23 protein-coding genes are annotated in these 21,410 nt (G+C 71.7%); 9 read left to right on the top strand and 14 right to left on the bottom strand.

Going from position 1 to position 21,410, the window contains the following annotated elements; all coding sequences use genetic code 11:
• The first annotated feature begins 26 nt into the window (after positions 1-26).
• On the top strand, positions 27-641 hold the full coding sequence (locus tag HD596_RS21400; RefSeq protein ID WP_185071117.1) for a LysE family translocator: 615 nt from the start codon (positions 27-29) through the stop codon (positions 639-641).
• Positions 642-645: 4 nt separating this feature from the next.
• The gene (locus tag HD596_RS21395; RefSeq protein ID WP_185071116.1) at positions 646-1,194 is read left to right on the top strand and encodes a TetR/AcrR family transcriptional regulator; all 549 of its coding nucleotides are present in this window, start codon (positions 646-648) and stop codon (positions 1,192-1,194) included.
• Here the strand turns inward: HD596_RS21395 and HD596_RS21390 are convergent.
• From HD596_RS21390 to HD596_RS21365, 6 genes are read right to left on the bottom strand one after another with little or no spacing between them, the layout of a single operon-like run.
• On the bottom strand, positions 1,180-2,376 hold the full coding sequence (locus HD596_RS21390) for a hypothetical protein (RefSeq protein ID WP_185071115.1): 1,197 nt from the start codon (positions 2,374-2,376) through the stop codon (positions 1,180-1,182). The two genes, HD596_RS21395 and HD596_RS21390, sit on opposite strands and share 15 nt — an antisense overlap.
• A 9-nt stretch (positions 2,377-2,385) precedes the next feature.
• On the bottom strand, positions 2,386-2,766 hold the full coding sequence (locus HD596_RS21385; RefSeq protein ID WP_185071114.1) for a RidA family protein: 381 nt from the start codon (positions 2,764-2,766) through the stop codon (positions 2,386-2,388).
• Positions 2,767-2,775: 9 nt separating this feature from the next.
• Positions 2,776-3,843 carry an alanine racemase gene (locus HD596_RS21380; protein WP_313044634.1) on the bottom strand — a complete coding sequence of 356 codons (1,068 nt, stop codon included), beginning with the start codon at positions 3,841-3,843 and terminating at the stop codon, positions 2,776-2,778.
• A gap of 48 nt (positions 3,844-3,891) precedes the next feature.
• Positions 3,892-5,478 (bottom strand): N-acyl-D-amino-acid deacylase family protein, encoded by a 1,587-nt coding sequence (locus HD596_RS21375; RefSeq protein WP_185071113.1) that lies wholly within the window; start codon positions 5,476-5,478, stop codon positions 3,892-3,894.
• 8 nt (positions 5,479-5,486) lie between these two features.
• Positions 5,487-9,041 carry a DUF4153 domain-containing protein gene (locus HD596_RS21370; RefSeq protein WP_185071112.1) on the bottom strand — a complete coding sequence of 1,185 codons (3,555 nt, stop codon included), beginning with the start codon at positions 9,039-9,041 and terminating at the stop codon, positions 5,487-5,489.
• Positions 9,038-9,721 (bottom strand): response regulator transcription factor, encoded by a 684-nt coding sequence (locus HD596_RS21365; protein ID WP_313044633.1) that lies wholly within the window; start codon positions 9,719-9,721, stop codon positions 9,038-9,040. Before HD596_RS21365 ends, HD596_RS21370 begins: the two co-directional genes overlap by 4 nt.
• A gap of 72 nt (positions 9,722-9,793) precedes the next feature.
• Here HD596_RS21365 and HD596_RS21360 point away from each other — a divergent pair, with 72 nt between their 5' ends.
• The 3 genes from HD596_RS21360 (at position 9,794) to HD596_RS21350 (ending at position 12,044) form a co-directional block, all read left to right on the top strand.
• Positions 9,794-10,648: an arylamine N-acetyltransferase family protein gene (locus HD596_RS21360; RefSeq protein WP_185071110.1), complete on the top strand. Its 855-nt coding sequence runs from the start codon at positions 9,794-9,796 to the stop codon at positions 10,646-10,648.
• Positions 10,649-10,675: 27 nt separating this feature from the next.
• Positions 10,676-11,740: a protein kinase domain-containing protein gene (locus HD596_RS63820; RefSeq protein ID WP_185071109.1), complete on the top strand. Its 1,065-nt coding sequence runs from the start codon at positions 10,676-10,678 to the stop codon at positions 11,738-11,740.
• 109 nt (positions 11,741-11,849) lie between these two features.
• Positions 11,850-12,044 (top strand): tail-anchor membrane protein, encoded by a 195-nt coding sequence (locus tag HD596_RS21350; RefSeq protein ID WP_185071108.1) that lies wholly within the window; start codon positions 11,850-11,852, stop codon positions 12,042-12,044.
• A 69-nt stretch (positions 12,045-12,113) separates the two neighbouring features.
• Here HD596_RS21350 and HD596_RS21345 read toward each other — a convergent pair whose 3' ends face one another.
• Together HD596_RS21345 and HD596_RS21340 are read right to left on the bottom strand one after the other, a co-directional pair.
• Positions 12,114-12,431: a DUF3817 domain-containing protein gene (locus tag HD596_RS21345; protein WP_185071107.1), complete on the bottom strand. Its 318-nt coding sequence runs from the start codon at positions 12,429-12,431 to the stop codon at positions 12,114-12,116.
• A gap of 2 nt (positions 12,432-12,433) precedes the next feature.
• Positions 12,434-13,216: an SURF1 family protein gene (locus tag HD596_RS21340; RefSeq protein WP_185071106.1), complete on the bottom strand. Its 783-nt coding sequence runs from the start codon at positions 13,214-13,216 to the stop codon at positions 12,434-12,436.
• A gap of 105 nt (positions 13,217-13,321) precedes the next feature.
• Here HD596_RS21340 and HD596_RS21335 point away from each other — a divergent pair, with 105 nt between their 5' ends.
• From HD596_RS21335 to HD596_RS21325, 3 genes are all read left to right on the top strand, one after another.
• Positions 13,322-13,495, top strand: a complete 174-nt coding sequence (locus tag HD596_RS21335; protein ID WP_185071105.1) for a hypothetical protein — start codon at positions 13,322-13,324, stop codon at positions 13,493-13,495.
• A gap of 692 nt (positions 13,496-14,187) precedes the next feature.
• Positions 14,188-14,715, top strand: coding sequence for a hypothetical protein (locus tag HD596_RS21330; RefSeq protein WP_185071104.1), 528 nt, complete (start codon positions 14,188-14,190; stop codon positions 14,713-14,715).
• 117 nt (positions 14,716-14,832) lie between these two features.
• Positions 14,833-16,281 carry a flavin-containing monooxygenase gene (locus HD596_RS21325; RefSeq protein ID WP_185071103.1) on the top strand — a complete coding sequence of 483 codons (1,449 nt, stop codon included), beginning with the start codon at positions 14,833-14,835 and terminating at the stop codon, positions 16,279-16,281.
• Here the strand turns inward: HD596_RS21325 and HD596_RS21320 are convergent.
• Genes HD596_RS21320 through HD596_RS21305 form a run of 4 tightly spaced genes read right to left on the bottom strand, consistent with a single transcriptional unit; the run spans position 16,275 to position 18,130 of the window.
• The gene (locus HD596_RS21320) at positions 16,275-16,652 is read right to left on the bottom strand and encodes a VOC family protein (RefSeq protein ID WP_185071102.1); all 378 of its coding nucleotides are present in this window, start codon (positions 16,650-16,652) and stop codon (positions 16,275-16,277) included. The two genes, HD596_RS21325 and HD596_RS21320, sit on opposite strands and share 7 nt — an antisense overlap.
• On the bottom strand, positions 16,636-17,400 hold the full coding sequence (locus HD596_RS21315; protein WP_185071101.1) for a class I SAM-dependent methyltransferase: 765 nt from the start codon (positions 17,398-17,400) through the stop codon (positions 16,636-16,638). The genes HD596_RS21320 and HD596_RS21315 overlap by 17 nt, the downstream gene beginning before the upstream one ends.
• 60 nt (positions 17,401-17,460) lie before the next feature.
• Positions 17,461-17,916 carry a Clp protease N-terminal domain-containing protein gene (locus HD596_RS21310; RefSeq protein ID WP_185071100.1) on the bottom strand — a complete coding sequence of 152 codons (456 nt, stop codon included), beginning with the start codon at positions 17,914-17,916 and terminating at the stop codon, positions 17,461-17,463.
• A gap of 10 nt (positions 17,917-17,926) precedes the next feature.
• The gene (locus HD596_RS21305) at positions 17,927-18,130 is read right to left on the bottom strand and encodes a helix-turn-helix domain-containing protein (protein ID WP_185071099.1); all 204 of its coding nucleotides are present in this window, start codon (positions 18,128-18,130) and stop codon (positions 17,927-17,929) included.
• A 51-nt stretch (positions 18,131-18,181) separates the two neighbouring features.
• Between HD596_RS21305 and HD596_RS21300 the strand changes: the two genes are divergently transcribed.
• Positions 18,182-19,648: an FAD-dependent monooxygenase gene (locus HD596_RS21300; protein WP_185071098.1), complete on the top strand. Its 1,467-nt coding sequence runs from the start codon at positions 18,182-18,184 to the stop codon at positions 19,646-19,648.
• On the opposite strand, the gene HD596_RS21295 is transcribed toward HD596_RS21300, so the two are convergent.
• A complete protein-coding gene (locus HD596_RS21295; RefSeq protein WP_185071097.1) occupies positions 19,629-20,276 on the bottom strand; it encodes a response regulator transcription factor in 648 nt (215 codons plus the stop codon). The two genes, HD596_RS21300 and HD596_RS21295, sit on opposite strands and share 20 nt — an antisense overlap.
• Positions 20,273-21,379, bottom strand: a complete 1,107-nt coding sequence (locus HD596_RS64830) for a sensor histidine kinase (protein WP_185071096.1) — start codon at positions 21,377-21,379, stop codon at positions 20,273-20,275. The genes HD596_RS21295 and HD596_RS64830 overlap by 4 nt, the downstream gene beginning before the upstream one ends.
• Positions 21,380-21,410 lie beyond the last annotated feature (31 nt).

Below are 21,410 nucleotides of genomic sequence, written 5' to 3'. Positions count from 1 at the left end.
CCAAAGGCATTTTACGCTGCTGTTTCGTGATTCAGCCATCGACTTTCGCCCTCTTCGTCACGGCCTCGCTCGCCCTGGTGCTCATCCCCGGCCCGAACCACCTCTACATCACCGCCAGGGGACTGGCCCAGGGCAGGGCGGCGGGCCTGGCCAGCGCGTTCGGCGTGGAGGCCGGCACGTGCGTGCACATCACGGCCGCCGCCGCGGGCCTGTCGTACGTGATCTCGCAGTCGGCGACGCTGTTCGCGGTCGTCAAGTGGGCCGGCGTCGCGTACCTCGTCTATCTCGGCATCCGCGCGTTCACCGGCAAGGAGACGGAGGGCGTGGCGCCGCCGCCCCAGCCGCTGCGCAAGGTCTTCCTCGAAGGCGTGCTGGTCAACGTGCTGAACCCCAAGGTGGCGCTGTTCTTCCTGGCGTTCCTGCCGCAGTTCGTGCGCCCGGAGGCGGGCTCGCCCGCGCTCCAGGTGGTGCTGTTCGGCCTGACGCTGCTGCTCCTGGGGCTGATCTCCGACGTCGTGTACGCGTGCACCGCCGGCGCCCTCGGCACCCGGCTCGCCGCCCGGGCCAGGACCCTGCGGTACGTCAGCGGCTTCGTCTACCTGGGACTGGGAGTGGTCACGGCGTTCGCCGGGAGAAAATGACCCCATGGCCCCGAGGAAACAGCAGGAGATCTTCGATGCGACGTTGCGGCTGGTGGCGGAGAAGGGCTACGACGGGCTGACCGTCGAGGGGGTCGCCGAGCACTCCGGCGTCAACAAGACGACGATCTACCGCTGGTGGCCGTCCAAGGCCGCGCTGCTGGGGGCGGCGCTGGTGGAGGCCGACGCGCTGGGGTTCGAGGCGCCGGACACGGGAAGCCTGCGCGGTGACCTGGTCGCGCTGGTCGAGGGGGTACGGCGGCTGCTCACCGAGCCGCCGTCCAGCGACATCGCCGTCGCCGCGCTGGCCGCCGCAGTCCGCCATCCCGAGCTGGACGCCCGCCGCTTCTTCGCCGACCGCTTCGCGCGGGAGCGGGAGATCTTCGAGCGTGCGGTACGGCGGGGCGAGCTCAAGGAGTCGGTGGACCCTATGCTGATCGTCGATCTGCTGGCCGGGGCCGTGTGGATGCGGGCGGTCTTCCGGGGCCTGCCCGTCGCCGACGACTTCCCTGCCGCGGCGGTCTCGGCTCTGCTCGACGGGCTACAACGCTTCTGACAGGGCGGCTGGGATGCGGTCCAGCACCGGGTGGGGCACCAGCCCGTACGCGTAGAAGTCCACCGCGAGCGCGCCCGCCGCCTTCGCGCCGCGAGCCTTGGCCACCAGGCGGTCCGTCGAGTCGCTGTCCGGGTAGCCGGGCCGCAGCACCGCCCGCACCTCCCGGTCCTTGCCCACGGACCGCAGGTAGGCGCCCACGTCGTCGGCCACGCGGGCCGCGTCCCGCGCGTACGCGAGCACCCCGAAGGCCGGGACGAGGTCACCCAGCGCCACCAGGTCCACCCCGAGCTGCCAGGCGTCGTGGGCCGCGAGCCCGGGCGTGGGCAGCCCGTCCGTGTAGCCCTTGACCGCGCCGGTCGAGTCGATGAACACCAGCTTGGAGTCCTCGTCGGCCACCGCCGAGGCCACCTCGGACACCAGCGTGGTGACCGTCTCGGACCGCGCCCGCGCGTAGGCCACGACCTCGGGCCCCGCGTACGCGGTGAGCGCGGCCCGGGTCACCTCCCCCTGCGCGGGCGGGTCCCCGTCGAACACGCCGCCCACGATCCTGGCGCACTCGTCACGCGCCACCTCGGCGTTCACGCCCAGGTCGGTGGCGCGGCGCATGCAGTAGTCGCAGAAGCAGAGCCCGAACAGGTACGCGTCCATCGGCCCCAGCGGCACGAACGAGCGCTGCGGCTTGAGCGGCCTGAAGTGCAGCGACTCCGCCACCACGCTGTCGACCCCCTGCCTGGCCACCGCCCTGGCCAGCGCGACGGCGTATTCGCGCACGTCGGGGTGGGCGGGGCACAGGTCGGTGAGCGAGCCGCGGTCGCCGAAGCAGTCGCGTACGGTCACGTCCGGATGTTTCGTGCCGAGCGTGGCGTTGCGCAGGAAGACCGTCCATCCGTGGAGCTTCATGGACCGCTTCGCACAGGCCTCGCGAAGCCCGTCGAGGGCGTTCAGATAGCCGGGCACGGGAGAAAGGCGGAGCCCGGCGAACAGATCGGACGGCGGGGGGAAGTGCGCCCCGTCGTGGCGGATGGTCAGCCGGGACAGCCCGTGCGGGGTCACGTCGCGGGAGGCGTGGTGGACGGCGCCGACGGTGATGCCGCCCACGCCGTACGCGCTGATCCTGTCGAGCACCCGCTCGACGCCCTCGCCGCGCAGGTCCTCGACGAAGACGTACACCGAACTGTCCACAAGCAGACCTTAAGCGCTCTTGTGAGCGACGAAGTCGATCTCCACCAGGATGCCCAGCAGCTGCGATCCTACGGTGGTGCGCACGGGGAACGGCTGGCTGAAATAGGACTTGTAGACCTCGTTGTAGGCGGCGAAGTCGCGTTCGAGGTGCTGCAGGTGGACCGTGGACTTGATCACGTCGTCGAAGCCGAGGCCGTGGGCGGCCAGGATGGCGCCGAGGTTGCGCATGACCTGGTGCGTCTGGGTGGCCACGTCGTCGCCGACGATCTCACCGGTCTGCGGGTCGAGCGGCCCCATGCCGGAGGTGTAGACGAAGTCACCGACCACGAGACCCTGAGAGTAGGCGCCGATCGGGGCGGCGCCTTCGGTGGTCCTGAGCTCCTTTTTCACCGCGTCTCCCTAGAAATTGGTGGTTATCTGGCCAACGACACGGTAGTCCTGGTCCACCAGGGGCAGCACGCGCCACTTGTCGAACGCGGTGCAGGGATGGGAGATGCCGAAGGCCAGCAGGTCACCGGGCTTGAGCCCGTCGGCGTGCACGACCGTCTGCTGGTCCTGCATCTTCACGATCGTGACGCCGTCGCGCCGCGGGACGGGCAGCCCCTCGTCGTAGGGCGCGTCGCGCTTGCCCATGCCCACGACCGCCACCCCGGGCTCGGGCGTGGACAGCACGTGCGCCCAGACCTCCAGCGCCGGGCGCAGCTCCCCGTCGATGCGGTTGAACGGGGTGCGCTCGCGGTAGTAGCCGTCGTCGTGGGTGACGTACGCGCCGCTGCGCAGCAGGATCCTGGCCTGGGTGGTGACGAGCTCGCGTCCGATCACGTCGAACCACTGGCTGCCGCCCACGGTCAGGATCGGGTTCTTGAGGCGGACGTACTCGACGGCCTCCTGCAGCAAGTCCAGATATTTCCGGACATCGTCGGCGGTCTTCAACGCGCCCTCGTAGCCGGCGACCCCGGCCAGCTCGACGTGGGGCACCTCCTGCACGTACGACACCAGGCTCAGCAGCTGGTCCAGGGACCGGCACCCGGCTCGTCCGCCTTCGTGCCCCAGCTCCACCAGCACCCGGAACGGCCGGGACGCGGCATGCCGAGCGAGAATGTCCACCCCGGCCTCGGAGTCCACGAAGCTCAGCAGCTCGAACGCGGGATCCCGCTCCAGCTCGCCCGCGGCCCAGTCGAGCCCCGCCGGGTCCACGACCTGGTTGGCCACCAGGATCCGGCCCACCCCGAACCCGCGGACCACCCGCGCCTGGCGCGGCGTCGCGACGCTGAGCCCCCAGGCGCCCGCTTCGAGCTGAAGCGCGGCGATCTCAGCGGACATGTGCGTCTTGGCGTGCGGCGCCAGCTCCATGCCGTGATCGCGGACGAAGGCCGCCATCGTCTCGATGTTGTGCTCCAGCGCGTCCCGGTGCACGACCATGAGGGGGAGTTCGAGTCCACCCGCGAAGACCTGCTGCCCGAGCACAACGCCCCTTTCATCCGCGTCCGACCCTATCTCAGACCTTTGCCGCAATCATGGACGGAGCGCGCGCCCCGGAGTGGCGCCGGTCAGCTCTCCCCCGGCCAGCACGCGTACCCCCGACACGAGCACGTCGTCGACCCCGGCCGCGAGCGTGCGCGGATTCTCGTAGGTCGCCCGGTCGCCCACCGCCGCCGGGTCGAACACCACCACGTCGGCCGCGAACCCGCTCCGCACCAGCCCCCGGTCCGTCAGCCCGAAGCGCCTGGCCGGGTGGGAGGCCAGGTGCACGACGGCCTGCTCCCAGGTCCAGTCGGCCAGCTCCCGCACGTGCCGGCCGAGGAACCTGGCGAACGCCCCGAACCCCCGCGGATGCGGATGGCCGCCCACATAGATCCCGTCGGAGCCACCGGTGTGCGAGGGGTGGCGGAGCATCCTGCGTACCGACTCCTCCCCTTCCGGGCCCTCGTCGGGGCGGGCGGACACGACGCCCGCCTCCAGCCGCGTCTCCGTCAGGAGACGGCGGCAGAACTCGGCGGGCGCCGAGCCGTCCCGTTCGGCCGCCGCCACGATGGTCAGGCCCTCGGCCCACTCCATCCCCGGGGCGTGGGAGACGGTCAGCCGCGGCCAGACGGCGTCGAGCGTCGGCCACCAGCCGTCCAGCTCGTCGGACGCGATCATCTCCAGCGCCCGGTCGGTCTCGGCGCCCGGCACGGAGCCGGGCAGCACGACCATGGCCAGGATCGTGTTGCCGCGCAGGTAGGGGTAGGTGTCGAAGGTGAGGTCCACGCCCTTGCCGAGCGCCTCTTCCACCAGCGGGAGCAGCACGTCGGCGGGGCCGTGCAGGTGGGAGACGTGCACGGCGGCGCCGGAGCGCTCGGCGATCTCCATGACCTCGGTCATGCCCACGCCGGCCTGAGTGCCGTACGCGCGCATGTGGGTGACGTACGGGAGGCCGCCGAGCGGGGCGCACAGGGCGGCCAGCTCCTCGGCGGTGGCGTAGCGGCCGGGGAGGTATTCGAGGCCGGTCGACAGGCCCACCGCCCCCTCCGACAGGCCCCGCTCGACGTGCCGCAGCATGGCGGCCAGGTGGTCGCGGGAGGGCGGCTCGGGCGAGGGCCCCATGACGTCGTAGCGGATGGTGCCGTGCGGGAGGAGGTACGCGGTGTTCAGCGCCACGGCGCGGTCGTAGCCGCCGAGCAGCTCCCCGACGGTCAGCGGCAGCGGCCCATCGGCGAGCGGGCCGTTGACGGCGAGCTGCCCGTCGGCGGTGGGCCGGCCGTTGACGGCGAGCGGGCCGTTGACGGCGGCGAAGTAGCGGGAGGCGTAGGCGACGGTGGCGGCCGAGCCGGGGGCGAAGGACAGGCCGTCCTGCCCCAGCACGAACGTGGTCACCCCCTGCCGGAGCGCCGCCCGCTGGACCGCCGGGTCGAACACGGCCGCGTCGCCGTGAGCGTGACAGTCGACGAACCCGGGCGCGACGAACCGCCCCGTCGCGTCGATCACGGCCTCCGCCTCGGCGCCGCCCAGCCTCCCGATCGCCGCGATCCTGCCGCCCGAGACCGCGACGTCCGCCCGGTACGGCGGGGCGCCCGTCCCGTCGAGCACCCGGCCGCCGCTGATGACTACGTCGAACCTCACCCCAAGATTCAATCAGAGCCGCGCGAATACGCCGGAGGGCATTGCACGGACTTGTCGATCGGCCGGGCGGCCAGCACGGCGCGGGCCCGGGCCCGGTCGAGGTTCCAGCCGTTCCAGGGGTCGGGGCGGGACAGGCCGTTGGCCGCGACCACGTCGGCCAGCACGCAGCTGCGCTGCGGCTCCGGCAGCTTGTCCAGGGCCGGTACGGCTTCCGCGCCGAGATCGCCCAGGTAGTCGGAGTCCAGCTTGCTCACGCCGCGCACCTCGACCTGCGTGTGGGCGACCTGGAGATCGGGGTTCACGATGGCGAACGCGCCCAGGCCCAGCCCGGTGACCAGCACGACCGTACGCGGCAGCCAGCCGGAGCCGCGGCCCAGGAACCGAGCCGCCCCCGCCAGCAGCACCAGCGCGAACAGCGTGCCCAGCCACCACACCGTGGCCTGCACGGACAGGCGCAGCCGGGACAGGCCGTACGCCTCGGTGTAGAGGTTCATGCGGTGCAGGGCGGAGGCCAGCACCACCATGGTCAGCCCGCACAGCACGCCGAGCAGCACGGCCAGCAGCCAGCGTTCGCGCCGCTCGACCTTGAGCAGCCCGCTGGCCACCGCCACGATGCCCAGCACGAACACGCTGACCACCACGAGCTGGAAGAACCCCTGCCTGGCGTACTCGGCGTAGGTGAGCCCGGCCGTCTTCAGCACCCAGGTGTTGCCGCCGAACAGCGCCGTGATCTGCACCGCCACGAACGAGGCGAACAGCAGGTTCACCGCTGTCAGCGGCACGATCCAGACACTCCTGCTCACACTGAACTTCGTCTCCGGCCCCACGGGGTCGACCACCGGCCTGAGCGCGACCAGCACCACGGCGGCCAGCAGCACGGCGAACAGCGCGAACAGGAAGATCCGCTGCGGCGCCGACTCCGCCCAGTCCGGCGCGGTCGTCAGCCGTTCCAGGAAGGAGGCGAACACCGCGTCCGCCGAGGCGAACAGCAGCCCGAACACCAGCAGCAGCACCGCCGTGATGCCCAGCGCGGCCAGCATCGGCATGACGCGCCGCCTGGCGGACAGCTTCTTCAGCGGCTGGGCCAGGAACCACGGCACCGGGCCGAGCGCCAGCAGCACGGACACGCCGCCCCTGACCACGCCGAGCCACCCGGCCCCGGCTCCCGACACGGCCAGCGCGCCCAGACCGGCCCCCGCCACGAGCAGGATCCCGACCAGCCAGTCGGCGTCGCGCACCGCCGCCATCGAGATCAGGAAGTACGCCGTCAGCCCGAACGCCACCGTCCACGGCGTCATCCGCCGCACCACGGCGGGCAGCGCGGCCGCGCCCAGGACCACGGCGACCAGCACGATCCCCAGCCCGACCTGCGCCTCGGGCAACGCCACCGCCGCGAACACCCCGGCCCCGGCGGCCGCGGGCAGCAGCCAGCGGGGCGAGTCGGGCAGCTCGGGCCTGGGGAAGAGGGGCGGTGGCACGTAGGGTGGCGGCCCTCCCTGATTCCGGTACGGCGCCGTCCCCTGCGGACTCCCCACCGCCGTGTTCCCCGCGGTCGTGATCCCCGCCGCCTGCCCCGCCGCCGTGTTTCCGCCCGCGTGCCCCGCGGCTGTGGTCCCCGCCGCCTGGGCCGCGGCCGTGTTCCCCGCCGTCTGCCCCGCGGACGTGATCCCCGCCGTCTGCCCCGTGGCCGTGAGCCCCGCCGCCTGGGCCGCCGACTCGTACGCCGCGACCTGCGCCGACTGGTAGGCCGCCACGGCCGCCCGGCGTCCGGACCCGGCCCCCATCCCCGCGCCCACCGCGCCCATGAGGGCGGTGCACATGACGAGCGTGACGAGGGCCATCCCGTCGCTGACGGTCAGGCTGACGAGCACGGCGGCGAACAGGCCGGCCAGGAACCCGACCAGCACCCCGACGACCGCGCCCCCGATCACCCTGACGAACGCGCTACCCGGCGACGGACCCGCCGGCACCCCAGCACCCCGCCCACCGCCCCCCGCGACAACGCCACCACCGGACGCACCCACGCCAGCGGTGAGGGGCCATCCCACGCCTGCCGCGACTCCAGGGGCGACGACGGCGCCCGCCTTCTCGTTCTCGGCGGCGTCGCGGCCGGGCGTGCCGACCGTGGCCAGGGCTGCGAGCGCGGCGAGTCCGGCGGCGTCACGGGAAACTTCGCCGGAAGCCGCACCGCCCCCGGCCGCGTCGGCCGCCGTCCCCGCCACCACGATGGCGTCACGCGACGTTCCCCCCGCCACCACGGCCCCAGCGTCGGCGGCGCCGTCATCGGCAGCGACACGTCCCCCCGCGGCACCGGCAGGCGCACCGCCCATCACTGGGACCCCCGGACCGGCAGCGGGTCCAGCCATCGCCGGGACCGCCGAGACCGCCGGACCGGCAGCGGGGCCGGCCGTCTCGGGGCCGTCACCGGCCGAGGCCGTAGCCACCAGCTCCCCCTCTGCGACGCGATCGCGGGTCTCGGAACCAGCCGTCGTCGAGGCCGCGACCTCCATGGCCTCCGGCAGCTGCTCGCTCCCCGTCCCCCGCTCGCCGCCCTCCAGCGGCACATCCCCCATCGTCGTCCTCCCTGGTAAATCGACCACCATGCGACATCCCGCACAGTCGTCGATGCGAATGGAGCCCCCGTGCAGCTCGACGATCTCCTTCACGATGGCCAGCCCCAGCCCGGCACCCCCGGAGTCGGCCGCCCGCCCGGCGTCGAGCCGGGAGAAGCGCTCGAACACGCGCCCCCTGGCCGCCACCGGGATCCCCGGCCCCTGGTCGGCGACGGCCAGCCGCACCCCGGCCCGCTCCGCCCCGACGGTCACGGTCACGACCCCGTCCGAGGGGCTGTGCCGTACCGCGTTGTCCAGGAGGTTCGCCAGGACCTGCGCCAGCAGGTCGGGGTCGGCGCGCACCACCAGGCCGGCGGGGACCGACGCCCGGATCACGACGTCGTCGCGGGCCAGCGCCCCCTCGCGCACCGCCTGTTCGACCAGCGGCGCCAGTTCGATGGCCTCGGGCTCGATCAGGCGTACGCCCGAGTCCAGCCGCGACAGGTCCAGGAGCTGGGCCACGAGGCGGCCGAGGCGCTCGGTCTGGGCGAGGGCGGTCCGCATGGTGACGGGGTCGGGGGCGGAGACGCCGTCCACGACGTTCTCCAGGACCGCGCGCAGGCCGGTGATGGGAGTGCGGAGCTCGTGGCTGACGTTCGCGATGAGCTCGCGCCGCTGCCGGTCCACCTCGCCGAGGTCGGCGGCCATCGCGTTGAACGCCCTGGCCAGCTCCCCGACCTCGTCACGCGACGTGGCGGTCACGCGCAGTCCGTACAGGCCCTTGGCGATCGTCTGGGCGGCGCTGGCCATCTGGCGCAGCGGCTTGGTCATCCCCATGGCGAGCAGCTGCACCATGATCAACGCCAGGACCACGGCGACCGCGATGCGTAATTCGCGGGACAGGCCGGAGTTGATCCCGACCTCGTTCACCACGAACGCGGTCCCCACGGCCAGCACGATCACGATGCCGAGCTTGACCTTGATGCGGCCGAGGAAGTCGAGCGGCCTCATCGTCGCACCAGGGCGTAGCCGACGCCGTGCACCGTGCGCACCACGTCGGAGCCCAGTTTGCGGCGCAGCGCCCGGACGTGGCTGTCGACGGTCCTGGTCGCCGCCGCCTCCGAGAAGCCCCACACGTCCGACAGCAGCCGGTCGCGCTCGAACACCTGCCCCGGGCGCTCCGCCAACCGGCGCAGCAGGTCGAACTCCGTCCTGGTGAGCTGCGCCTCCGCGCCCCCGACGAACACCCGGCGGGCCGCGGTGTCGATCTCCACCTCGCCGACCCTGATCACGGTGTCCTCGGCCGCGAGCTGGGCCGCCCGCTCGACCCTGCGCAGCAGCGCGTGGATCCTGGCCACGAGCTCGCGCATGCTGAACGGCTTGGCCAGGTAGTCGTCCGCCCCCACGCCGAGCCCGACCAGGACGTCGGTCTCCTCGCCGAGCGCGGTCAGCATGAGCACGGGCACCGGCCTGGCCGCCTGCATGCGGCGGCACACCTCCAACCCGTCGAGCCCCGGCAGCAGCCGGTCGAGGATCACCAGGTCCGGTTCCGCCTTGCCGTACTGGATCAGGGCGTCCTGCCCGTCGCCGGCCACCCTGACGTCGAAGCCCTCGGCGGCCAGCCGGTTCCGTACGGCCAGCGCGATCGTCTGATCGTCCTCGACCACGAGGATGCGTCGCTGCTCTGCCACGTACGAAAGCCTAGGAGCGCGCTGTGCAGACGACACTCCTAAATTTGTGCACATACAGTGCAGACTTGGCTGGTGAACACAGCCGGATACCTCCGCCGCATCGGCCTGCCCAGCCTCCTCAACGCCCCCACCAGCGCAGAGAACCTGCGGGCGCTCCACGCCGCGCACCTCGAGAAGGTCACGTACGAGGCGCTGGAGATCTGGCTCGATCGCCCCACCACCGTCGATCCCGTCGAGTCCGCCGAGCGCATCATCGGGGGGCGCGGCGGCTACTGCTACCACCTCAACGGCGCGTTCTCCGAGCTGATCAGGTCGCTGGGGTACGACGTGACCAGGCACGTCGGCGGGGTCCAGAACCGCGGCGACGAGCCCGGGATCACCGCCAACCACCTGGTGCTCACCGTGCGCGGCCTGCCGTCGCACGACAATCCGGGCGGTGGGTGGCTGGTCGACCTCGGTCTCGGGGACGGCTTCCACGAGCCGCTGCCGCTGGTCGAGGGCACCTACGAGCAGGGGCCCTTCACGTACGTCCTGCGCCCGTCGGAGGTCGCGCCGGGCGGCTGGCGGTTCGAGCACGATCCGAGCGGCTCGTTCGAGGGCATGGACTTCGGCCCGGCCCCGACGGACATGTCGGCGTTCGTCGATATGCACCGGCATTTGACGACGTCGCCGACGTCCGGGTTCGTGCGCATCGCCACCGTCCAGCGGCGGGACGCGTACGGCGTGGACAGCCTGCGCGGGCTCCTGCTGAAGCGCATCGGCGGCCGGACGCTCTCGGTCACCCTGGACAACGCCCGCGACTACTACGCGGCGCTGGCCGACATCTTCCTGCTCCCGCTCACCGACGTGAGCGGCCCGGAGAAGGAGAAGCTCTGGCGCAGACTGTACGAGGCACATGAGGCCTGGCTGGCCAGTGACGCGACGTGACACCCTTGCGCTATCGTGCACCTCGACATGGGTGAGAGCCGGAAGCTGGCCGGTCGCTACCGGCTGCTGAATCCCCTGGCCGCGGGCTCCGTCCGGCTGGCCTTCGACGAGTCGGAGCACCGCGATGTCACGGTCAGGGAGCTGCGGGTCCCGGCCGAGCTGCGCGACGCCGCCCTGCAGGAGGCCCACCGCGCCGCCGGGCTCCGGCACGCCTCGATCGTGCGGGTGCTCGACGTGGTGATCGAGGACCAGACGCCGTGGCTGGTCATGGAGTTCGTGTCGGGAGCGTCGCTGGAGCAGACCGTACGCGCCCGCGGCCCGCTGCCGGTCGCGCAGGCGGCCAGGGTCGGCGTCTGCGTCCTGTCCGCCCTGACGACGGCGCACGAGGCCGGGATCGTGCACGGGCGCGTGGAGCCCGGCAACGTCCTGCTCACCCCGACAGGCCGGGCGGTGCTCACCGGTTTCGGCTTCCCGAGCCTCAGCATGCTTCCTTCAGCGGACCTGTGGGCCCTGGCCGCCACGCTGCACTTCGCGGTGGAGGGCCGCCCGCCCGGCCAGGTGCCCGCGCAGGGCGCGGACCCGCTCAGGACGCTGATCAGGGCCATGCTCCACCCGGCCGGGCCCCCGGCGACGGACGTGATCCGCGAGACCCTGGAGCTCCTGGCCGTGAGCCGCCCGCTGGACGTGATCATCGGGCTGTTCGGGCCGCTGCCGATCCCCGTGGTGGCCGCGATGGGGCTCGCCCTGATCGAGCAGCTCCAGGCCCGGGAGGCGTTCCACGGCGGGATCCAGCCCGGCAACGTCCTCATCGACGACCGGGGCCGGGCCCACCTGACCCCGCTGCTGAGGTCGGGAACGCTCCCGGCCTACACGGCCCCGGAGGCCTCCGCCACCCTGGCCGCCGACCTGTGGTCCCTGGGCGCCACGCTCTTCACCGCCGTCGAGGGCGTGCCGCCCTCGCCCGGCGCGCCGCTGACCAGAGCGGGGGCGCTGGCCCCCGTACTGTTTCGGCTTTTGTCAGGTAATCCGTTGGAACGTCCCACTCCGGACGAGCTCCGCCGCGACCTCCAGTCGGTACGGAGCACCCATTGAGATACATCGCGATTGGAACCAAAGCGATGACTCACTCGTTGGACGGGCGACGCAGAATGTAGGAGAGGCGGGGCACGCGCTCCGTGTTCGGAAGCGGAGGAAGTTGAGTATGTCGCCAATCCAGAAGTACGCCATTGGCGCCGGCGCCGCGGTTCTGCTCTCGCTGATCGTTTTCGGGACCGGATGGGTCACCCTGCTGGTCGTACTCGGCGTGATCGCCGCCCCTGTGGTCGGCTACCTGATGCTCGACCCGTCGCAGCGCGAGCGGCTCAAGAGGGCCCGCAGGCGCGGCATCGGCCGCTGAACCCCCGCGCGGCGGGGGCCGGGAGGCGGCCTCCGCCGCGGGCTCTGGGACCCGGGCGTCCCCGCGGGCTCAGGCGTCCGCCGTCGCCGCCGCCTGCTCCGTCTGCACGCGCTGAGTCACCCGGCGCTCGATGTAGAACGACAGGAACGGCACCGTGCCCCCGACCATGACGCCGAGCATGTACTGCCACGTCCAGCGCGCCTTCATGCCCAGGTTCATGACCGCGACCAGGTAGAGCATGTAGAGCCCGCCGTGGATGGGCGCGATGACCTTCGACAGCGTCGGGTCACCGAAGCCGTAACGCACCACCATGGCCACGCAGAGCACGAGCAGCATGCAGCCGACCACGTACGCGAGCACCCGGAAGGGCTTCAGAGCCGATTCCACGATTAACCTTCCAGAGCCATCTCAGGGGACTTGGCACGATCCCGATCGGTTCGTACGGCATCGCGTACGAAGTGGAACCACATGAATACGGCGAATCCCGCGAAGATCCACCAGTTGGCGGCATATGCCAGGTTACGCCAGGTCAGCGTGCCACCGACCACCGGCGGCTCGACCTTGACCTGCGCCAGCGAGCCGGACGGCGGCTGCGCCACGACGAAACCGGTGCGTACCTGCTGGCCGCTCCACAGGTTGACCAGCTCGCCCGTGGACACCGTCTGCACCTGACCGGCGGGCAGACCCTCCGCACGCCGCTGCACGCTGTCGGTGCCCTGCTGCGGCCGCAGCCGCCCGGCCACCGTGACCTTGCCCTGCGGCACCGCCGAGACCGCCGGGTCGTCCGCCTTGGCCGTCCAGCCCCGCACCACGGGCATCAACGTGCCGTCGTCGAGCCGGAGCGGCGTGAGCACCCAGTAGCCCCGGTCGCGCGAGACGTTGCCGCCGGGGGCGTCGACGTCGGCCTGCCGGTCGGCGACCAGGAGCTGGCGGCCGGCCTCGTAGACGCCCTCCGCCGTGACCCTGCGGCCCACGGCCTCACCGCTCAGCTGCGGGCCCACCTGGGCGAGCGTGCCGACCGCGACGGGGCCGGGATCGGTGGCGGAGTGCGGCTTGCCCGAATCCTGGAAAACGCCGAGCTGCCAGCGCCCGAGCAGGATGAACGCGACGAGGACCCCGATCGTGAGCAGGTGCAACCCCATGAGACGGGGCGAGAGCAGGGTCCTCAACATGCTTCAAAGCTATCCGCCGGGTGGGGTGGTCCCCTAATCAGCCCATGCCTATGGATACCAACAAACAGTGCAAACGACACAGGCGCTCGCGCTAGGCTGCTGGCCATGTCTGACCAGCATATCGACCCTTCGGGCAGCACCCAGCAGTTCAAGGCTTTCGCGCAGCGTCGCGAGCAGGAAGCCGCCGCCGCCCCCAAGAAGTCCCCCCTCGTGCCGATCATCGCGGTCGTCGTCGCGATCGTGATCGTCGGCGTCGCCGCCTTCCTCCTGCTGAAGTAGCCCCAGATCTGATCGACCCGCCGCGGGGGCCGTGGCGGGTTCTCGCCGTTCACGCAATCATCCCTTGGGCCGGCCCAACGACGTGCCAGCCTTCGGCAGTGAATTTCTCCTACCTGCCGCACAGGTCACCCCAGGTCTAGGTCCGCCCGCCTCGCCGCCCGCCCTGGCCGCCTTCCCCGGCGCGCCCGGCCCCGCGAGGCCATCCGCCGGCCAGGCCACTGCGACCGGCGCCGTCGAACGCTTCCTCGACTCTCTCCACGCGGTCACCACACGCACCGGCCAATGCTGTCGCGTGCGATACGAGGCATCAATTCATGAGGCCGGCGCCGGCCAGGGAGAATTTATTGCGCGCCATTACGCACATCAATCGCCTTGAGCCTTTTTTCGCGGTCGGCGACATGAGCCCGGCTGATGTCGCAGGACATTAGAGCGCCACTCTTCCGTTTTTCTTCCACACGCCTTCCGCCGCAGGTGAGCGATGGGATCATCGCCTGGAAAGCCACTTTCCCCAGCCGGACTGAAAGGCGGGGATTGCCATCGTGGGCGGCTCCGGAATTACGTCATCGCCCGCACAGTCCGGGCGAATCTGCTATACCTCTCAGGGCCGCGAGAAAGGCACGCGGCATTGACGATCGCGGCGTCGGCGAATCACCGCGTCGTCGATACGCACAACGTTCAGAAAAGAGATCCGCATGTCCATGTACGAACCCCAGGCACGCGCCCACTTCGAAGACCCGCGCACCGCCGGCGCCCCCCAGAGGCCGGCGAACTTAACCCGGGCGGTGTACGCGGCCATCGCCACCGCGACGCTCAACGTGATCAGCGCCATCGGAATCATCGTCTCCGGCACGGACGCGATCAAAGAGCAGATCGCCGCGAACTCGAACATGGGCTCCGCCCCCATAAGCCCCGACGAGGTCGACGTCCAGAGCGACCGGTTCGAGAGCCTCCAGATGATCTACTCCGGGCTCGCCTACAGCACGATCTTCTGGTCGCTCGTGCTCGTCCTGCTCGCCTGGCTGGCGCTGCGCGGCGGCGGCGCCGTCCGGATCTTCGCCACCATCATCGTCATCGTCTCGGTCCTGTTCAAGGCGGTGAGCCCGTTCATCACCCTGCCCACCCTCACGCTGGTCGCCGACGCGCTCGTCGCCGTGCTGGGTCTGGCCGCGGCCATCTTCTTCTTCGGCGCCGGTGGCAAGGCCGCCCGCCAGGGTAGGTGACCTGCTCCGTCCGGCGACAGGAGCGGCGCCGTCCCGGCGGGGACGGCGCTGGACCTCGGTGCGACAAAGTCATTACATTGGATTCAGCGTCCAATAAGCGCCGCCCGGGGAGGTCACATGCCAGGGTTAGCGATCATCGGGTCCGGGTTCGCCGGGATCGGCATGGCCATCAAGCTCAAAGAGGCGGGGTACCACGACTTCGTCATCCTGGAGAAGGCCGCCGACCTGGGCGGCACCTGGCGGGACAACACCTACCCCGGGTGCGCGTGCGACGTCCCCTCGCACATGTACTCCTACTCGTACGAGCTGAACCCGGGCTGGTCCCGCCTGTTCTCCCCGCAGGAGGAGATCTGGGACTACATGCGCTCGTGCGCCGACAAGTACGGCGTGACCCCGCACATCCGGTACGGCAAGCGCGTCGTCGCCCTTGAGTACGACGACGAAAGGCGCGGCTGGTCGGTCACCACGGACGACGGGGCGACGTTGCGGGTGAACGCCGTCGTGTCGGCCATCGGCGCCCTACATATCCCGAAATTTCCCGAAATTTCGGGGCGCGAGTCCTTCACCGGCCCCGCCTTCCACTCCGCCGAATGGGACCACTCGATCGACCTGACCGGCAAGCGCGTCGCCGTCATTGGCACCGGCGCCTCCGCCATCCAGTTCGTCCCGCAGATCGCCCCCGCCGCGAGCCACCTGACGATCTTCCAGCGCACTCCCCCGTGGATCCACCCCAAACCGGACTTCGCCATCACCCCCACCGCCCGCCGGATCCTCGGCCTGCCCGGCCTGGCCAGGACCATGCGCAACGCCATCTACTGGACCCTGGAGACGCGGGCGCTCGGCTTCACCGTCGACCCGCGCCTGATGAAGGCCCACGAGAAGCTGGCACTCAGGCATCTCCGAGCCCAGGTCCCCGACCCGGACCTGCGCCGCAGGCTCACGCCCGATTACCTGATCGGCTGCAAGCGCATCCTCATCTCCAGCGACTACTATCCCGCCCTCACCAGGGACAACGTCGAGCTGGTGACCGACGGCATCACCGAGATCAGGCCGCGCTCGATCGTGGACTCCTCCGGCGCCGAGCACGAGGTCGACGCGATCGTCTACGGCACCGGCTTCAAGGTCGTGGACGCGCTGCAGGAGCAGCACATCGTGGGCAAGGGCGGACGCAAGCTCCAGGACGCCTGGCAGGACGGCATCGAGACCTACTACGGCATCGCCACCTCCGGCTTCCCGAACCTGTTCTTCCTGCTCGGCCCCAACACGGGCCTCGGGCACAACTCGGTCGTGTTCATGATCGAGTCGCAGGTCCGCTACGTCATCGACTGCCTGCGCCTGCTGTCGAGGACGCAGGCCAGGGCGGTGGACGTCAAGCCGGGCGCGCAGCGGGAGTTCGCCCGCCGCCTGCGCGAACGGCTCGACCCCCTCGTCTGGAACGCGGGCGGCTGCGACTCGTGGTATCTGGACGAGCACGGCGTGAACCGGACGATCTGGCCGGGCTTCACCTTCGAGTACTGGGCGCGCACCAGAAGGGTCAAACCCAGCGCGTACGAGCTCATCTACTGAGGGAACAGGCAGAATTCGTTGCCCTCGGGGTCGGCGAGCGTCACCCAGTCGTCGTACGTGTTCAGCACCGTGGCGCCCAGCGCCACCAGCCGGCCGATCTCGGCGTCGAGGTCGTCGGCGCACAGGTCGAGGTGGAGCCGGTTCTTGACGAGCTTGCGCTCGGGCACGTGCTGGAACCACAGCCGCGGCGGCCCGCCCTCGACCAGCACCGTGGGGTCGTCCTCGGGGTCCTCGACGCCCTCGCCGCGCAGCCGCGTCAGCTCGGCCTCGTCGTACGGCGCCACGGCGTAGCCGTCGAGCGCCGCCGCCCAGAACCTGGCCAGGGACGCCGGGTGGCGGCAGTCCACCACCACGTCACGCAGCCGGGCCACCGGGTTTCCTCGCCTCGATGAGGAACCTGGAGGAATGCGCCACGAACGGACCCTCCGCCTCGATCCGGTCGTGCAGCTCGCGCAGCCGGTCCGCGTACCGCTCGACCGAGAAGCCCGGCACGATCCAGATCACCTTCCGCAGGAAGTAGATCACCGCCCCCACGTCGCGGAACTCCATCCGCAGCCGCTCGAACCGCAGGTCCACGACCTCCAGCCCGGCCGACTCGGCCGCCGCCCTGGCCCGGTCCGGGTCGCGGGACGAGCCGTCGTGCGGGCCCAGGAAGTAGTGCGTCAGCTCCGCGACGCTCCACGGCCCGACCTGCTGCGAGAAGTAGGCGCCGCCGGGGCGCAGCACGCGGGCGATCTCCTCCCACCAGGTCTCCACCGGATGGCGGCTGGTGACCAGGTCGAAGGCGCCGTCCCGGAACGGCAGGCGCGGCTCGTCGTCGTCGGCCACGACCCACGCACCGCGCGGGCGCAGCCGGGAGGCCGCCAGCTTGAGGTTCGGCGGCCACGACTCGGTGGCCACGGTCACCGGCGGCAGCTCGGGCACGCCGGCCAGGATCTCGCCCCCGCCGGTCTGGAGGTCGAGCGCGGCCCCGGCCCCGGCCATCCGCTCGCCGAGCAGCCTGGCGTACCCCCAGGAGGGCCGCTCCTCGCTGGCCCGGCCGTCGAGCCAGGAGAAGTCCCAGCCGTCCACGGAGGCCGTGGCGGCCTCCCGGACGAGGTCGTCGTACGTTCGGCTCATTCTTCGACCTTGTCAGCGGCCCGGCCGGACGTTCAACCAAATTTCGTCATGCGCTCGGCATCACGCGCAGCGGCCGCGTACCGCCACGCGGTCGATGCCGAGGTGGTCGATCAGCCCCGCGACCGGATCGGGCCGCCCCTGCGCCAGCAGGGCGAGCACCAGCTGCCGGGGCGCCTCGGCCGACCTGGTCTTCATCGTCGTGGCCTTGATGGCCTGGTTGATGGTGGCGCGGGCGCTCGACGTGAGCGCGGTGCCGGGCACCGGCGGGTGCTTGCGCGGCGTCCGCGGCAGGTCGCCGACCTCCAGGCCGAGCATGCGCAGCGCCGCCCGGTCGAGCTCGTCGAGCGCCGCCCGCGCGCCCGCCACGTCCAAACCTACGGCGTCGGCGAGGTCCGCGTCGTGCAGGACCCCGAGCAGCAGGTGCTCGGTGCCCACCCGCCGGTCGCCCCGCTGCCTGGCCTCGTCGAACGCGGCCTTGACGATCACGCCGAAGCGGCTCTTCTCAAAACCGAACATCGCCAACCCCTCACTTCCCGTATTTGGCGTGCACCGACTGCCGTGACATGCCGAGCGCGTCGCCGATCTGCTCCCAGGTCCAGCCCTGCTCCCTGGCCAGCGCCACCGACACCGCCTCGACCTGCTCGGCCAGCCGGTGCAGCGCGCCCACCGCCCGCAGGCCCAAGGCCGGGTCGTTCGACCTGATCCGTTCGGAGAGCTCTGTTACGTCCACCCTGTCAGGCTAGATTGACAGCCCTCCGTTTGTCAATCTAGCCTGACAGGCATGGATGACGTGTTGATCGTGGGAGCGGGACCCGTGGGGCTCATGCTCGCGTGCGAGCTGGCCCTGGCGGGAGTCCGCCCGATCGTGCTGGACAAGAGACCGGAGCCGAGCGAGCTGCCCAGGGCCAACGGCCTGGGCGGGCAGATCGTCGACCTGCTCGACCACCGCGGCCTGCTGGAGCGCTTCAGCGCCGGCAGCCCGTTCGCCGGGCGGCCGCCCGGGTTCCCGTTCGGCTCGGTGCCGCTGCGCTTCGCGGGGCTGGCCGACCTGCCGTTACGGCTGCTGATGATCCAGCAGCCCCGGATGGAGCGACTGCTCGCCGAGCGCGCCGAGGAGCTCGGAGCCGAGATCAGGCGGGGCTGCGAGGTGCTCTCGCTGGCCCAGGACGAGGAGGGGGTGACGCTGGAGCTCGGCGACCGCAGGCGGATGCGGGCCCGCTACGTGGTGGGCTGCGACGGCGGCCGCAGCGGCGTGCGCCGGGAGGCCGGGATCGGCTTCCCCGGCACGACCGACGACGAGGTGCTGCGGCTCGGGCACTTCGCGACCGGCGCGGACACGGGCATCTTCGAGGCGCTGGAGACCGACGGCCTGGCGCCGGGCTGGAACCGCACCCCGAACGGCCGCCTGCTGCTCACCTCGCTCCAGCACGGCGTGCTGATCGCCGGCGTGCGCGAGAAGGGGGCTCCCGGCGACGGTCCCGTGACACCGGAGGACTTCCGGGCGGCCGTGCGCCGCGTGCTGGGCCGGGACCTGCCCTTGGGGGAGCCCCTCTGGCTTTCCAGCACGGTGGCGCAGGCGCGGCTGGCCGAGCGGTACCGGGCGGGGAGGGTGTTCCTGGCCGGGGACGCCGCGCACCTGTTCCCCGCGGGCGGCTCGGCGCTCAACGTCGGCATGACGGACGCGGCCAACCTCGGCTGGAAGCTGGCCGCCGCGCTCCGGGGGCGGGCCTCCGAGGGGCTCCTGGACACGTACGAGTCCGAACGGCGGCCGGTCGCCGAGCGCGCCCTCATGCAGACGCGGGCACAGGCGGTGCTCGACCGGCTGGAGGGCGAGGACGGTGCGGCGCTGCGGGAGCTGCTCACCGAGGTGTTCGCCTTCGAGGAGCCGCTGCGGCACGTGGCCGGGCTGCTGCACGACTCCGGCGTCCGGTACGGCCCGGCGCACCCGCTGGCGGGACGGTACGGCCCGGAGGCGCACCCGCTGGTGGGCCGGTTCGTCCCCGACCTGGCGCTGGCCGGCGGGCGGCGGGTGGCCGAGCTCATGCGCGAGGGCCGGCCCGTGCTGCTCGACCTGGGCGGCGGCGCGACGCTCGACGACGACTGGATCGACGTGGTCAGGACCCGCGCCGACGACCCGCCCGCCGACGCGCTGCTGATCCGCCCCGACGGCTACGTCGCCTGGGCGGGCACCGACGGGCTCGCGGAGGCGGCCAGGGAGTGGTTCAACCTCACAGCCAGCCCGGCTTGACCAGGCCCGACTCGTAGGCGATCACGACGAGCTGGGCGCGGTCGCGGGCGTGCAGCTTCATCATGGCCCGGCTCACGTGCGTCTTGGCCGTCGCCGGTGACATGAACAGCTTGGCCGCGATCTCGTCGTTCGTCATGCCGGTCCCGACCAGGGCGAGCACCTCGCGTTCGCGCTCGGTGAGCTGGTCGAGCCCGTCGGCGGCGACCGGCTCCTTGGCCCGGGAGGCGTACTCGGCGATCAGGCGGCGCGTCACGCTCGGCGACAGCAGCGCCTCCCCCGCCGCCACCACCCGGACCGCCTGGATCAGCTCGGCCGGCTCGGTGTCCTTGACCAGGAAGCCGCTGGCCCCGCCGCGCAGCGCCTCGAAGACGTACTCGTCCAGCTCGAACGTGGTCAGGATGATGATGTGCGGCCCCGGCGGCATCTGCCGGGTGGCGGTCAGGCCGTCGGTGCCGGGCATGCGGATGTCCATCAGCACCACGTCCGGCTGGTGCTTGCCCGCCAGCCGGACCGCCTCGGCGCCGTCGGCGGCCTCGGCCACCACGGTCATGTCCGGCTGGGCGTCGAGCAGCGCCTTGAAGCCCGCCCGGACCAGCGCCTGGTCGTCGGCCAGCAGCACCTTGATCATGAGGTCTCCTCGGGTAGTGGCAGCCGGGCCTCGACCTGGAACCCCGTGCCGGACGGCCCGGCGACCAGCGTGCCGCCCAGCGCGGAGGCCCGCTCGCGCATGCCGGGGATGCCGTTGCCGCTGCCCGCCTCGGACAGCACGGGGGCGGCCGTCGCGCCGGTGTCCGAGACGTGGATGGCCAGCTCGCGCTCGCCGTACTCCAGGCGCACGCTCACCGACGAGCCGGGCGCGTACCTGGCCGCGTTGGTCAGCGACTCCTGCACGATCCGGTACGCGGCCCGCTCCACCTGCGGCGGCAGCGGCCGCGAGCCGGCGCGCTTGAGCGTCACGTCCATGCCCGAACGCTCGATCAGGTCGTCGAGGCGGTCGAGCCCGGCCGTGGGGGAACGGGGCGCCCCTTCGCGAAGGACGTTCAGGACCGAGCGCATCTCGCCCAGAACCTCCTTGGACGCCGTCTTGATGGTGGCCAGAGCGGTCTTGGCATGGTCGGGGTTGTCGTCGATGAGGTGCAGCGCGGTGGACGCCTGCACGTGGATGAGCGAGATGTTGTGCGCGAGCACGTCGTGCAGCTCCTGCGCCATGGTCAGCCGCTCCTCGCTGGCCTGCCGCCGGGCCTCCTCCTCGGCGACGCGCTCACGCTCGGCCCGCCGCTCCCTGACGATCCTGACCAGCTCGGCCACGACCATGAGCAGCATGATGAACGTGAGGATCCACACGCTGTGGAAGAGGTCGCGGTTGCCGATCAGCCAGGCGTAGCTGAGGAACGACAGCACCGTCATCCCCGCCATGAACCAGGCCATCGCCCTCCTGCCCCGCGTGACCAGCAGGAACAGCAGGATCGCGGGGCTGATGAAGCTGGGGCCGTAGGCGTACCCGCCCGCCAGGTAGAGGTCGCAGGCGCCGAGCGCGGCGGCGGTCGTGAGCAGCGGGAACCGGCGGTGCAGCAGGATCGCCAGCGGCCCGACCAGCAGCAGCCCGTAGGCGTACGGGTCGAGCGGCTCCCTGAAGAACCGCTGCCCCCAGGACGCCCCCTTCGCGACGACGAACTGGGCGGCCGCCACGATGAGGGCGAGATAAGGATCGAATCCGAACTTCCCTCGCACGACCCCTACGCTAGGTCAGTGCTCTGACCTG

The sequence above is a fragment of the Nonomuraea jabiensis genome, from assembly GCF_014204795.1.
GTDB classification, from domain to species: domain Bacteria; phylum Actinomycetota; class Actinomycetes; order Streptosporangiales; family Streptosporangiaceae; genus Nonomuraea; species Nonomuraea jabiensis.
This window is presented reverse-complemented; position numbering and strand designations above follow the sequence as displayed.

Bases quoted from the DNA above. Each gene is read 5' to 3' on its own strand.
- HD596_RS21325 (WP_185071103.1), top strand. From the start codon at position 14,833: ATGCCAGGGTTAGCGATCATCGGGTCCGGGTTCGCCGGGATCGGCATG.
- HD596_RS21330 (WP_185071104.1), top strand. From the start codon at position 14,188: ATGTCCATGTACGAACCCCAGGCACGCGCCCACTTCGAAGACCCGCGC.
- HD596_RS21370 (WP_185071112.1), bottom strand. From the start codon at position 9,041: ATGAGGCCGCTCGACTTCCTCGGCCGCATCAAGGTCAAGCTCGGCATC.
- HD596_RS21395 (WP_185071116.1), top strand. From the start codon at position 646: ATGGCCCCGAGGAAACAGCAGGAGATCTTCGATGCGACGTTGCGGCTG.
- HD596_RS63820 (WP_185071109.1), top strand. From the start codon at position 10,676: ATGGGTGAGAGCCGGAAGCTGGCCGGTCGCTACCGGCTGCTGAATCCC.
- HD596_RS21340 (WP_185071106.1), bottom strand. From the start codon at position 13,216: ATGTTGAGGACCCTGCTCTCGCCCCGTCTCATGGGGTTGCACCTGCTC.
- HD596_RS21295 (WP_185071097.1), bottom strand. From the start codon at position 20,276: ATGATCAAGGTGCTGCTGGCCGACGACCAGGCGCTGGTCCGGGCGGGC.
- HD596_RS21310 (WP_185071100.1), bottom strand. From the start codon at position 17,916: ATGTTCGGTTTTGAGAAGAGCCGCTTCGGCGTGATCGTCAAGGCCGCG.
- HD596_RS21350 (WP_185071108.1), top strand. From the start codon at position 11,850: ATGTCGCCAATCCAGAAGTACGCCATTGGCGCCGGCGCCGCGGTTCTG.
- HD596_RS21335 (WP_185071105.1), top strand. From the start codon at position 13,322: ATGTCTGACCAGCATATCGACCCTTCGGGCAGCACCCAGCAGTTCAAG.
- HD596_RS21315 (WP_185071101.1), bottom strand. From the start codon at position 17,400: ATGAGCCGAACGTACGACGACCTCGTCCGGGAGGCCGCCACGGCCTCC.
- HD596_RS21300 (WP_185071098.1), top strand. From the start codon at position 18,182: ATGGATGACGTGTTGATCGTGGGAGCGGGACCCGTGGGGCTCATGCTC.